Raw genomic sequence first — 13475 nt, 5'->3', positions numbered from 1 at the left:
TTAACCCTTCAGATCCCGGACCGGGGTAGTGCAAATTTTCTGCAAAAATACCGCGCAAACCTGGATATAATCAAGGGGAGAGCCGTATGAGCAATGGGGGCTTCAGATTTAAAGGCCCCTAAATTGCTTCAGAAAATTTTAGAATTAAAGTTTTCCCAACCGCTAGAAAATATGGTATCCTGGCTAACATCATCTTAAAAACGTCTCCCAAAAGAAAGATGTCAAATTTCATAACTTGTGCTAAGGGCCTAGAGGTTGAGTTTTTCTTTCGGAAAGGATTAAGCCTGAGTGAAGCGGGAAACTATACAGGAGCGATCGCCAGCTATGACAAAGCTCTGGAACTAGAACCCAATACAGATGAAATCTGGTACTGTCGCGGCAATGCACTGTACAACTTGGGGCGGACTAATCCTGCCATCAAAAGCTACGACATGGCGCTAGAGCTCAATCCAGGCTGTTACCAGGCCCTGATCAATCGTGGCAACGCCCTCGATGACAGCGGACGCCACCAAGAAGCCATTGAGAGCTACGATCGCGTCTTACGCCTGAAACCGGATCATCATCGCACCTGGAATAATCGGGGCATTGCCTTGGGGAACTTAGGTAAATATGACGAAGCGATCGCCAGCTATGATCGGGCGATCGAATTCAAACCGGACTATTCCCGCGCCTGGTATCACCGAGGACTGGCCCTCAAAAGCATGGGACTGACGGAAAAAACCCTCGCTTGTTACGATAAAGCCCTCGCCTCACAACCGGACTTCTACGAAGTGTGGAACAATCGTGGGAACACTTTATACTTGTTAAAGCGATATTCCGAAGCGATCGCCAGCTACGACAAAGCCGTACAATCCTTTCCTAACTATCATTGGGCTTGGTACAATCGCGGAGTCGTGCTTCAAGAACTCAACCGCAATGAAGAGGCGATCGTCAGCCTCGATAAAGCCGTCAATCTCAACCCCAAAAATGCCGAAGCCTGGTATTATCGAGCCTTGGCCCTAGAAGCCTTAGATTGCACCCGTAGCGCTGCCGCCAGTTATGATAAAGCCTACGAACTTAAACCGAATCTCAGTATCGAGTCTCCCATTAGCAAAAATCTTCCCTAATTTCCACCCGTCCCCGTAAACTTAAATATTCATTATTTCAGTCCTTGGCCCTCTTAACATGGCAAAAACCGGCTACACCCTACCCGTTTTCGCCGTTGCTGCGGCGAAAGCGGCCCTGATGGTGCTTTCTCCCAGTGCAGAGGCCCCCAAAACTGTCACCCTTGACCTAATTCCCGAATCCGTCGAGATTCCCATCCATCAAGTCGCTCAACTTGATGGCACGTCCGCTTTGGCGATCGCCCTCAGCGATCCAGGGGATAATCTGGACTTGACTCGAAATACTCCCATTTGGGCTTGGGTGAAATGGACCCCCCGCCAAACTCAACCCTTAATCCTAGAAGCTGGGGAAGGATTAGGCAAAACCGAAACGGGAGAACCCGCCATTTATCACTATGCGCGGCAACTGTTTGAGCGAAATTTATTCCCCTTAATTCCCGACAATAAAACCGTTGTTGTCTCTATTATTTTACCCGAAGGACGACAACTCGCCAGCCGGACTTCTAACGCCGCTTTCGGCATCTTAGAAGGACTCGCTTTACTCGGAACCAGTGGAATTTCTCAACCCCTGTCCTCTGCCGATCATCTTGATGAATTTCGGCAGAATTTGCAGTGCAAGGTCAAAAATTCCCCTCATTTAACCTTTTGCATTGGGAATAATGGTCTAGTAGTCGCCCAACGGTTAGGTATTCCCGAATCAAGCATTGTACAAACGGGAAATTGGATCGGGGCGCTGTTAGTTGAAGCCGGATTGCGGGGTGCAGAATCAGTTCTGTTACTGGGATATCAGGGAAAACTGATTAAATTAGCCGGGGGAATTTTTAACACTTCCAGCCATATTGCCGATGCCAAATTAGAAATTCTTAGCGCCGCAGTGGTTCAGGCGGGTGGAGATTTAGCGACGGTAGAAGCGGTTTTACAAGCTAAAACTGCTGATGCTGCTTATTTTGAAATTAAAGAACGAGAATTGGCTGATTTAGTTTTTAATAACTTAGCCGATAAAATTAGTCAGAATGCTCAGAATTATGTTAAAAAATATGCCGATACGGCTTTAGAAGTTGGCACTATTTTATTTGACCGGAAAGGGGAAATTATTACTAAAATCAAGCCTTGCCGGTGGGATAACCCCTGAACTTACAAGAGTAGATTTTTTACGTTTATGGAGATTTGCCTAAGAGTAAGGGTACTTCCGGTCCCCTCCCCTTGCCAAGGGGAGGGTTAGGGTGGGGTCCACCCAGTTCGCAAAAACACCAGTTTTGATACCCGGATTGGCGACGGAACCCTGATGAGGTAAAGGATTAAACTTCTTTCTTATCATCTAGGGCGAAGAGGACCCCACCCAACCCTCCCCTTGCCAAGGGGAGGGCTATGAACAAGCAACACTTGAAAAAAACTACCTCGTCAAAAACCTACCCTTGTAAGTGACCCCTTCAGGGGTCAGCTATCGATCGCGATCGCCCCTCATATTTTCCTGACTTTGCTGTTCCAATAGGGGAATCGGTTCCCGGGAAGAGTGGCGCAACAACACGAAGGGAATCGTTAGAACCCCGACAATCATCACGGTTGCTGCCGTTAACCACACCATCCAGCGACTCGGGCGATAGGCGCTGAATTCGATTTGTTGAAAAACCCGATTGTAGCGCCAGACGGAGAGGGGAATAAAAATAATTCCCATAATCACCAATGCCACTCCCAGAGTTTGGGAATCAATGGCGATCGCCGGTACAGATTCCGGTTCACCTGTCACACTGGCTTGCAACTCCCGTAAAAATAGACCAAAACGAGCGATCGCAAATCCAAAGCCAATCATACCAATGGAAGTCCGCAACCAAGCCAAAAACGTCCGTTCATTAGCTTGATGTTCTCGTTGTCGGTCTATTTTTTCCTGAGTCATTGCCACTCCCATTAACCCCTAATTTGTAGGGGCGATTCGCTTTCTCGCCCCTACAGATAGCGATCGGTTTCCCAGAAACTTCTCCCCCTACCCAATTACCGATAGTTGGTAAACTGTAACGCTACCGGCCAATCTTCTTGTTTAATCAACTGCATCGCTTCTTGCAAATCATCTTTAGACTTACTAGAAACCCGCACCGCATCGCCTTGAATTGAGCCTTGAACCTTCTTCAACTCATCCCTAAGTAACTTGGTAATTTGTTTACCCACCTCTTGGGCGATGCCTTTTTTGAGCTTAATCACCTGACGAATCCGGTTACCACTGGCGGATTCCTCCTTGCCATACTCAAAAATTTTCAACGATAAATTCCGCTTAACCGCCTTTTGTTGCAGTACCGATTGAACCGCCTCTAGCGTCATGTTGCTATTAGTATTGATGACAATTTCATCATCCCCAAGTTCAACCGTAGTATTGGTATCTTTCAGGTCGTAACGGCTGGTAATTTCGCGATTGGTTTGGTCTATGGTATTAACCAGTTCCTGGCGGTCAAAATCGCTGACAATATCAAAAGAATACGTTGAAGCCATGAATAATACGGGACTAATTATCTGTACAACTAGAAATTACTAGAACATGAAACCACTCGAAGAGGGGGACAAACTGCCAGTGCCAGACATCAGCGATCGCCTCCGTGAGTTCGCCTTGCAACGTTCTTCCGGAACTTAGACGAATCGAGTAGCCTCGGGGCCATTGCCTGGGAGTCTTTAAACAATAACTGACCTAGGCAACGGCAGTTTCATCTCTTCTTCGCGGGGGAAATTTTAGAGTAAAACGGGAGCAGACACAAGCGGATCCAAACGCCAAATGGGAAATCCGATCGCAGGGTCAAGCCTAGGTAAACGAGGATGCCCTTAATCAAAATAGAACAACGTCACAAGTCGGCGTTGTTCCTCCGCATCCTGACAAGTTTGCAATAGCGTGTGGCTATCATGGAATGCAAAGCAGATTAACTGCTGACAGCGAGAGACAATTTCCAAATTGCACAAAGCACTGGCTTCGGCTAAGGATAAATGGTCATTCGCGGGATTTTCCACCAAGTGGATCACCTTTTCGAGTTGCTTGCGCGACTCTCGGGGTTGACGATCCAGGCTTTGGGGGAGAATTACCGTCAGCATATTCGGATCTGCCTTCATCGCGCCTTTAATCGCAGCAGAATTGGTGCCCGTGGCACCGGAGGTCAGAATTCGATTCCCTTCCAAGACCAAAGCATAGGTCATTCGCTCAATGAGCGCTTGATGGGTAATCGGAACATGACGGGAACCCAAGAGGGAAATCCGTTTAGAACCCGTTTGCTGGATCGAGGCCAGTTCTTGCGCCAGAGTATCGATCCCGGGTGATGTGTCTATTGATTGACTCAAAGACGGTAAGAAATAACTAGAACAACGCAGTTATTTTAGCAAAGATAAGACCAAGTACGATAAATAGATTAAAAATAGCCATGAAAACGATTAGCAAACCCGAAATCCGAGAGCAAAGTTGGACAAAGGCGATCGCCACCCCCGCCCAGGAATTTCCCTCCACTCCCCTCAAAATCATCGCTGGAACCCTCCCCCCCGGATTGCGCGGAGCCCTCTACCGCAATGGTCCAGCCCGACTCACCCGAGGGGAAAACCGCGTGGGACATTGGTTTGATGGGGATGGAGCAATTTTAGGTGTTCATTTTACCGGCAGGGACAGCCGCGCCCTTTACCGCTACGTCCAAACCGCCGGATATCAAGCCGAAGAAGCCGAGGGCCGCCTGCAATTTGGCGGATATGGCACCCTCCCCCCGGGACCTATCTGGAAACGATTCGGCAAGGGAATGAAAAATCCCGCCAATACCTCGGTAATTGCCCTCCCGGACAAACTCTTAGCCCTTTGGGAAGGGGGACATCCCCACGGATTAGATTTAGAAACCCTAGAAACCTTCGGACTGGACAACTTAGGCGGATTGGCACCGAACTGGGGCTATTCCGCCCACCCCAAACGGGACCCCCAAACCGGGGAAATCTATAATTTTGGCGTCTCCCCGGGAAAAAACGCCCAATTGCACGTTTACCGCAGCAACAACCAGGGCCAAATCCAACAACAGGCCGCTTTTGACCTAGAGGGAATGCCCCTGATTCATGATTTTGTGATGGCGGGACCCTATTTAATCTTTGTGATTCCCCCGGTACGGATGTCGGCGTTACCCGTCCTGTTGCACCTGAAAAGTTTTAGCGATTCCTTAACCTGGCATCCCGAGTTAGGGACTCAAATTTTAGTGATTGACCGTTCTAGTTTAGAACTGGTGAGTCGGGGGGAAGCGGAACCCTGGTATCAGTGGCATTTTGGCAATGGTGCCGTGAATGGCAGTGGAGAGATTAGCTTAGATGTGGTGCGCTATCAGGATTTCCAGACGAATCAATATCTCAAAGAGTTTGCCACCTTGGAGACGGAGACAGCAGCCAAAGGGACCCTCTGCCGAGTCCGAGTGAATCCCCAGACTGTCCAAGTGATGGAGACAGAGACGATGATAGATCGCCACTGTGAGTTTCCCACAGTAGATTTCCGAGAAGTGGGACAGGAGTGGCGCTATACCTATTTATCCTTGCATCGAGAGGGAGTGGAGTTAGGGAAAGAACCTGTGGGGGCGATCGGGCGGTTCGACTATCAAACCGGCCATTTGACCGAGGCCCCTATTCCAGAGAACTGTTATCCGAGTGAACCGATTTATGCACCAGATGGCGATCGGGCTGAACAAGGGTGGGTTTTAACGGTGGTTTATGATGCGAACCAACATCAGAGTCAGGTATGGATTTTTGATGGCGATAGGTTGGAAGAGGAACCGCAATGTCGGTTAGGGTTGCCGGGGGTGATTCCGTTGGGGTTTCATGGGACTTGGAATGCGGGGAAATAGCCCCGCAGGCTGAAGCCTGGGGCTATACGGACGAAGCCTGCCTACGCAGGCTAAGAGGGAAAACAATGCAAATAGAAATAGCCCCGCAGGCTGAAGCCTGGGGCTATACGGACGAAGCCTGCCTACGCAGGCTAAGAGGGAAAACAATGCAAATAGCCGCGTACCTACCCAAATCTCCTTGTGACTTGGCTCTGCCGAGTCACACACTTCTGGAGGCTCTGCCTCCAGAGAACCAGCGCCGGTTTAAACCCTAGCCGGATCCTGCGACTCACCCAAATCTTTGACCAACAATCAAAATCTTCCCTGGAATGCACCATCCTCACCTAAAACTAGCGAATCAGTCCAAGGCGATCGAAGGGGTAAACACGCAGGATTAATTGACCTCTAATCTTCTGCTGAGGAACTACCGCGCCAAAGGTTTCAAAATTGGCATAATTCAAATTGTCTGCCACCACATAATATTCATCAGTCGCGAGGGTAATGAGTGACTGGTTGAAATCCGAGGGAAGTTTTATCCGGTTATCATCCAAAGGTTTGCCATTGAGAATGATTTGACCGGAGCTAATTTCTAACCTTTCACCAGGCAGGGCAAGGATGCGGCGAGAGGCGAAGTGCTTGGAGAAGTTCTCTTCTAAGTTCTTAGTTGCAAAACTAATAACTTGGTAGCGCTGGGGCTGTCGCCATCGAGGATAGGTTAGGCGATCGAAGAAAACGCGATCGCTAGTTTGGATGAGCGGATTCATGGCACTCACTGAATCGGGGTTAAATCCAAAAGTGTTAGTCAGAATTACCGCTAATAAAATCGCGGTAAATACAATTCCTATCTCCTGTAAAGAAACTCCAAAAAAATTATATTTTTTACGGGATGATACTGGCTCAACTTTCAACTGAATGGTAAAGGCTAAATGCTCTCGGAATTTATCATGATAAAACCGATATCGGCCCCCAGATTGCTTTAAAATACCACAGGCACTTGCTTCGTTCAGAAAGTGAACATAATTTCGGGGAATGCGTCCGTGATGACACAACACCCAGTGCAAAGTAAAGTGTTGAATAAATGCCTTCCCACCGCCAAGGTAATACCCAAAGAAAATGCCCAAAAATCCTCCCACACTCAAGGTTCCAGTCCAGTCCCAATCCTGTCCTGTAGCCCAACGAGGTACAATCCAAATTAAGAAACAAAAAGGAATAGCGATTACCATTGTGATTAGAGAGTTCCAACCAGTTTTTCTGGTTCCTTGATTAGGAAACTTTCTAATTTTAATGTCGGTTTTTAAGCCTTCAATCAGCCCGTAATTAAGTCCGTAAACTAACCCTCCAATTAGCCAGTAATATGACCATGATATCAGTCCTAAAAAGATTCCTAAAATGACTGAATAGTATAAACCCACAAGAAATGCCCTTTTCAAATTTTTCCCAGAAATATCAAATTTTTCTATTAAGTCAATAGAATCAAAATTAGATATCAGCCCGCCCATTATCCCGTAAATAGGCCCTAAAATCAGCCCGCCCATTAGCCCATAAACAGGCCCTAAAATCAGCCCTAAAATCAGTCCTGAAATTAGTCCTCCAATCAGTCCAAGTATCAGCTTATTAATCCTTGAGTATTGATTTCGCTGTTTTTGAGTTTCTAGCCAATTTGGTTGCAGCCTTTCAATCAAAAACTCCCGTTGATTAATATCTTCTCGGCCCATACTTGCAGCCAACCATGCTAAATAATATTTAGTTTTTTCTGGGTCGTAGCCTGCAAGGGTTGAAGAGAGTTTTCGATGCAAAAAGGCGTCAAACAGTCGGCTTTGGAAATCTTGGGAGTTTTGAGGAAGGTTGTCTGGTAATTCATCCGGATAAGCAATAGGCATAAGGTTTAATAACATGGGATTCCGCGCTAACTCCATTAACCCAGAATTGGATTGGAGTTCATCCCAAATATGTTCTGCTTTACGCTGCTTTAAATACCCTTCAATCTGGTCATCAGTCAATTCACAAAGCCTGACTGCTCGTTCGACTCCCTTTAAACGGATACGACGGTTGTTATCGGTGATTCTTTCATAGTTTGTGACTCGACAGCAGATAACTAATGCCTTTTGCTGATTGTGATAATCCGCTTGTAATGCATCGATCGCCCGAATTGCTTCTTTTGCTCGTTCCTCTCCCAACTCATCCAAACCATCAAGCAACGGCACAATGCGGTCAAAAATCAGCCACTCCCGGCATAACTTTGGATTTAGTCCATACTGTGCCACTATTTCTCCCACCATCCAATCCAGCATCCTTTCTCCCCGCCAAGCAGAAAGCTCAAAAATAAATGGGATAGGTTCTTTGGGATTGTTCTCGGCTACTTCTCCTAATGCTTGGGCTAATTTTAGCAATTCTGTCGTTTTGCCGCTACCCGGTTCTCCTAAAATTAATAAACGCTTGTTGGCTTCCTTGAAAATCTCTACAATCGGTTTACTGGGTGATAATTGGGTGACTTCTTCTGTCTGTAAATTCTCCAAATTTCGCCGAGTTTTGATTAGAGGCAATTTATCAGCGATCGCTTTTGGTAAACTGGCGGAAGGCTGCAAATTTTGCCACCACGTTCTCCACCCCTTGACGGATGATTCTTGAGGCGCTTTCCTTCGGGGTCGTTCCAAATCACCCGGAGAATCAATAGTGGTGATAGGAATATGGCTGTCTTGATCCAGCGAATTTTTCAGGCGATCGTTAATGAGTTTCTGATTCTCTTGCAGAAGTTTACGCCATAACTCTTCCGGGGGCGTTTCTTTTACATTTAATAATTCCGGTCCAACCACAACAATGAGGGCAAAAACAATCGCCCCACAAATTGCCACTGGGGTTGGCACATTCCCTATCCACTCCGGCAAGGGAGGCAGTTGGTTGATAAAATAAGGATAGAGAACAAATGCCAGGGCCACAAACGCCAACCGAAGATACCGAAAAAATCGATTTTGCTGATTTGACATGACATCCCCCTCGCAAATAGTGGTTGCTCGCTGTTGGAGTGCGAGCATCTTGCACGAAAAGAACAATAGCGAGCAAGATGCTCGCATTCCCTAGGAATTTTTAATTAAAAATTAGCCCGCGCAGGCGGGCTTCGTCCGTATAGCCCCACCCTTTAGGGTGCGGTTAATCTATTCCTTTTACCGCCCAGAAAGTACAGGTTCCAAACCTAAAATAGACAGCAAGCGGTCTACGTCAAAATGCTCTGACATGAGTTTTCGCATAAATTCCACTTTAATCGGTTCATGTAGGCGAACTTGACCGAAGGTTTCATCGATAATTTCCACGGTTTTCAGAGTATCCAAATCAACGGATAAAACCGGAACCTCGACCTCTTCAGCGCGATTGAGAATCATCTGACTCGGTGGCATATGTCCGGTGAGAATCAGACATTGGGTGGAGGTTTCCAGGGCCGCCAGTTGAAGTTCTGACCGATCGCCTCCGGTAATCACCGCCATATTTTGAGCTTGGGAGAAATACTTTAAAGCAGAGTTGACATTCATCGCCCCAATTTTCAGGGTTTCCACCATCAAATCTAGGCGATCGGGACGACAGAGCACTTCCGCATTCAGCCGTTGCACCAACTCTCGAACGCTGACACTGCGAAGCAAATTGCTCCTTGGCAGCAACCCAAACACCCGAATCCCCTGTTCTTCCAAAAACGGACGCAGAATCGTCGAGGCACTGGGGATAACTTCTTCCGGGATATCCGTGAGAACCACTCCTAGGAGGCGATCGCCCAAGCGGTCCTGAACCGATAGCAGTTCCCCCACATCTAACATCGAGTGGAAGCGCGCCACCAACAATACCGACGCCTCAATCAGACTGGCAACTTTAGGCACCGACAAATTAAATAACCGGCCTTGATCTAAAGTCCCAGCCCCCTCTAAAATCGTTAAATCTCCCCCGAGTTTTTCCAACGAATTCACCAGACTCTCAGAGTAGTCCGTTTGTCCGGTACCTTGCAGACGTTTCTCCAGGGTCGGCGCATCTAAAAACAGCAGGGTCTCCCCCAGTCGATTATCCGGCAGATTCAAAGTCTTGGCTAAAAATCGATGGTCCTCGTCTATCCCATCATTTCCCAATTCACTGAAACAAGTTCCCAGGGGCTTAGAATACGCAATATCCAGCCCCTTAGCTTGGAATTGCTGGGCCATGCCTAGGATAATCGAGGATTTACCGCTATAAGGCCGAGTTGATCCGATCGCGAGATATTTAGATTTTGATTTGGCAGATGTTGGCACGCACTCACTCCCTATTCTCTTGTGTTGATAGTCTGGTTTGGGTCTTCAGATGAGGTCTTCTCCCAAATCCAGTTGTAAAAAGTCAGTTTTCTGTACTAGCCTGCGTAGGCAGGCTTCGTCCGCAAGTGCCCCACCCTTCAGGGTGCGGGTCTTAGCTAATCGTTAGTCTTTATTCTAGTCATCCAGTAGCAGCAACTTCCGATAGAACCCCTTAGAAAAATCCACCGAATGGTATCGCTTATGACTGATAATCACATCGATTAAGTGGTCGATAAACTCAAAATTTGCCATCGTCACCTCATAGCTGAGGTCAGCATTGCCATCAAACTGGATGCGACACCGGGTCAGATCAGCCGGGAGAGAGGAAACGTGCCAGCTTGCTACAAATGGAATATTCTCACCGCCCTCTATTTTGCGCTCACCCTCCAAATTCCCTTGACGATAAAGGCTAATCGCTCTCGGTAACACCGCTCGTTTATTGCCTTGGTAGTAAGGGATATAGACCCCTATCTCCCGATTGTCAGCAGGCTGAAGTTGATCGAGGTTATTACCCATGCTCGCTGCTCCTTCTAGTCCAGTATCAATAAAAAGTGTAGTGGAGAAGGGGGTGGGGAATTTAAGTCTTCCGGTCATGATTCCCTTATCCTCATCAATTTTGGCAAGTTTTAGGGTCCCGCCCTCCCCTTGGCCAGTAGGGCTGTTTCATTCTCCCGGCAAAATTGATTTTTGTGTTGTCGCTAACCTTTGTCTGGCGAAGGATACAGGCTGATTCCCCTCCCTTGGAGGGGTGTCCCGAAGGGACGGGGTGGTCTCTTTTTCTTAGCTTTAACTTAAGAAATAATGCCGAAAACCCTTGGGCTGTAATGCTTACAGTGTCGGGAAAATTTGAGAATGAAACAGCCCTACCCCAAGACACAGGAGAAGGGACCGGAGTCTGTAGGGGTGAAACTTATGATGGGGTGAGCAGTTGAGCTTTTGGATTTCCCCGTAACATGGGGACCCCACCCTAACCCTCCCCTTGCCAAGGGGAGGGGACCGGAGGTGGTTTGTTAATGTGGGTTTTCCTCGTGAAGTGGGGACCCCACCCTAACCCTCCTCTTGCGGACTCAGTGGAGGCGGCGTAGATGGGTGCGTGACTTGGCCTTACGCCTTCGTCACGCGGTAACGACTGAAGTCGTTACTACAAACATTTTTCCCAGAGAAAGACTTGAGGCGTTTCTGATTGTTCGTAGTAACGACTTCAGTCGTTGCTTGCGTGTTATGGCGAATGCCATAACACGCACAATCCTTGGAGGCGGCGTAGAGGGGTGCGTGACTTGGCCTGATGCTTTCGTCACGCGATAACGACTGAAGTCGTTACTACAAACATTTTTCCTAGAGAAAGACTTGGGTGGTTTCTGATTGTTCGTAGTAACGACTTCAGTCGTTGCTTGCGTGTTATGGCGGATGCCATAACACGCACTATCACTGGAGGCGGCGTAGAGGGGTGCGTGACGAAAGCATCCGCTTTCGTCACGGGGTAACGACTGAAGTCGTTACTACGAACATTTTTTTTAGAAGGCTGAATCCGGCTCAATTGCAGCAACGAGGTAGAAAAATAACAATCAAGGATACAATAAAACAACATTAAGGTTTCTCTAAGCTCCTAACGCTCCTGTTTCGACTGGCGTTGAAGCCTTAGAGACATCGAGGGCGAGGATTCCCTAACGGAAACCGCAGTCTGGGGCCGATCGCCTTTCATCCTGACTGGCATTTCCCACGGAATCCCTGTCACCCCCTGGAGTCTAGGGGCTGAGAAACCACTGAACCTGTATTGCTTTTTTACCTAAGTAAACTATGCCAGCCAATTCCTGGCCCGAAAACAATTCCTTCGAGGAATTCGAGCCTCTTCATTTGATTTTGTCTGCTTTTGAAGATTCTGATCAGGTCGAAGACTTTTCCTATCCGGGGTATCTGGGTCGCCGACTCAAAGCTGCTGTATTGTTATTGGGGATTTCTATTCTCACCCTTGTCCTTCATTTCCTCTCTTGGGGATATTGGCTGGTGTTGGGCTTTACGGCACTGTTAGCACTCCATGCGATTCGGATTGTCCGGGCGAAAGCCTTTCCCACCCCACAACCCCTGGACCCGGAAAACCAGGAACACTGGCCCCAAGTTTCCTTGCTGGTAGCGGCTAAGAACGAAGAAGCCGTGATTAGTAAGCTGATTGATGTCCTGTGCAATCTGGATTATCCCCGCGATCGCTATGAAGTTTGGGCGATCGACGATAACAGCAGCGATCGCACCCCCCAGGTGTTACAGCAACTCGCCGAAAAATACGACAACCTCAATGTTTTTCGGCGTTCTGCCGATGCCACGGGGGGAAAATCGGGGGCGCTCAATCAAGTCATTCCCCTGACTCACGGAGAATTTATCGGGGTTTTTGATGCCGATGCTCAAGTCTCCCCAGACTTCCTGCAACGAGTCCTCCCAACCTTCCATCCGCCCCAAGTGGGGGCCGTGCAAATGCGGAAGGCGATCGCCAATCCTGCGGTCAATTTCTGGACCAAGGGACAAGTGGCAGAAATGGCCTTAGATAGCTATTTCCAACAGCAACGCATCGCCGTCGGTGGCATTGGGGAACTGCGCGGTAACGGTCAATTTATCCGCCGTCAAGCCCTCGATCGCTGTGGCGGATTCAACGAAGAAACCATCACCGATGACCTAGATTTGACCATGCGGCTGCATTTGGACCGTTGGGATGTCCAATTTATCACCGTCCCGGTGAAAGAAGAGGGCGTGACTCGTCCTTTGGCCCTCTGGCATCAACGCAATCGCTGGGGAGAAGGGGGATATCAGCGCTATTTAGACTATTGGCGGCTAATTTTCAGCGATCGCCTCCCCAACTCCAAATCCTGGGATATGTTGGCCTTTTGGATAATCCAATATTTCCTCCCGGCAGCCGCAATCCCCGATTTAATCCTGGCGATCGGCTTCAAACATTTCCCCATTTACAGCCCCCTAACCACCCTTGCCATGAGTCTTTCCCTGGTGGGAATGTTTACTGGGCTCCGGCGCATTGAACGACAAACCGCTCAAATCGCCAAATCTCGCCCCGCATCACCCGTCCAAACCCTCATCCAAACTGTGCGGGGTATCATTTACCTCCTGCATTGGGTGGTGGTGATTTCTAGCATCACCCTCCGGATTTCGGTCCGTCCCAAACAGCTCAAATGGGTGAAAACTGTTCATCAAGGCAGCGGCGAATTACCTGCATAATTCTCCCGCCTGACCCTGTGGGGCGATTCGCGAATCGC

General features: G+C 48.3%; 10 protein-coding genes. 4 read left to right on the top strand and 6 right to left on the bottom strand.

Features of this window, described 5'->3' with window-relative positions; all coding sequences use genetic code 11:
- The first annotated feature begins 218 nt into the window (after positions 1–218).
- Positions 219–1106, top strand: a complete 888-nt coding sequence (locus NG833_RS05940) for a tetratricopeptide repeat protein (protein ID WP_254564387.1) — start codon at positions 219–221, stop codon at positions 1104–1106.
- Between the two features lie 58 nt (positions 1107–1164).
- Positions 1165–2235 carry a cobalt-precorrin-5B (C(1))-methyltransferase CbiD gene (cbiD, locus tag NG833_RS05935; RefSeq protein WP_254564386.1) on the top strand — a complete coding sequence of 357 codons (1071 nt, stop codon included), beginning with the start codon at positions 1165–1167 and terminating at the stop codon, positions 2233–2235.
- Positions 2236–2544: 309 nt separating this feature from the next.
- On the opposite strand, the gene NG833_RS05930 is transcribed toward cbiD, so the two are convergent.
- From NG833_RS05930 to NG833_RS05920, 3 genes are all read right to left on the bottom strand, one after another.
- A complete protein-coding gene (locus NG833_RS05930) occupies positions 2545–2997 on the bottom strand; it encodes a YidH family protein (protein WP_254564385.1) in 453 nt (150 codons plus the stop codon).
- Positions 2998–3092: 95 nt separating this feature from the next.
- On the bottom strand, positions 3093–3584 hold the full coding sequence (locus NG833_RS05925) for a YajQ family cyclic di-GMP-binding protein (protein WP_254564384.1): 492 nt from the start codon (positions 3582–3584) through the stop codon (positions 3093–3095).
- A gap of 324 nt (positions 3585–3908) precedes the next feature.
- Positions 3909–4415: a hypothetical protein gene (locus NG833_RS05920; RefSeq protein ID WP_015150823.1), complete on the bottom strand. Its 507-nt coding sequence runs from the start codon at positions 4413–4415 to the stop codon at positions 3909–3911.
- An 80-nt stretch (positions 4416–4495) separates the two neighbouring features.
- On the opposite strand from NG833_RS05920, the gene NG833_RS05915 reads away from it, so the two are divergent.
- Positions 4496–5935 (top strand): carotenoid oxygenase family protein, encoded by a 1440-nt coding sequence (locus NG833_RS05915; RefSeq protein ID WP_254564383.1) that lies wholly within the window; start codon positions 4496–4498, stop codon positions 5933–5935.
- A gap of 329 nt (positions 5936–6264) precedes the next feature.
- On the opposite strand, the gene lepB is transcribed toward NG833_RS05915, so the two are convergent.
- From lepB to ebsA, 3 genes are all read right to left on the bottom strand, one after another.
- Complete coding sequence (gene lepB / locus NG833_RS05910; RefSeq protein ID WP_254564382.1) at positions 6265–8898, bottom strand: signal peptidase I; 2634 nt, start codon at positions 8896–8898, stop codon at positions 6265–6267.
- Between the two features lie 177 nt (positions 8899–9075).
- A complete protein-coding gene (locus NG833_RS05905) occupies positions 9076–10179 on the bottom strand; it encodes a DRTGG domain-containing protein (protein WP_254564381.1) in 1104 nt (367 codons plus the stop codon).
- Between the two features lie 174 nt (positions 10180–10353).
- Positions 10354–10734, bottom strand: coding sequence for a type IV pilus biogenesis protein EbsA (gene ebsA / locus NG833_RS05900; protein WP_254564416.1), 381 nt, complete (start codon positions 10732–10734; stop codon positions 10354–10356).
- Between the two features lie 1281 nt (positions 10735–12015).
- Here ebsA and NG833_RS05895 point away from each other — a divergent pair.
- Complete coding sequence (locus NG833_RS05895) at positions 12016–13437, top strand: glycosyltransferase family 2 protein (protein WP_254564380.1); 1422 nt, start codon at positions 12016–12018, stop codon at positions 13435–13437.
- Positions 13438–13475: the final 38 nt, after the last annotated feature.

This window comes from Oscillatoria sp. HE19RPO, from assembly GCF_024220515.1.
Classification (GTDB): domain Bacteria; phylum Cyanobacteriota; class Cyanobacteriia; order Cyanobacteriales; family Laspinemataceae; genus Laspinema.
This window is presented reverse-complemented; position numbering and strand designations above follow the sequence as displayed.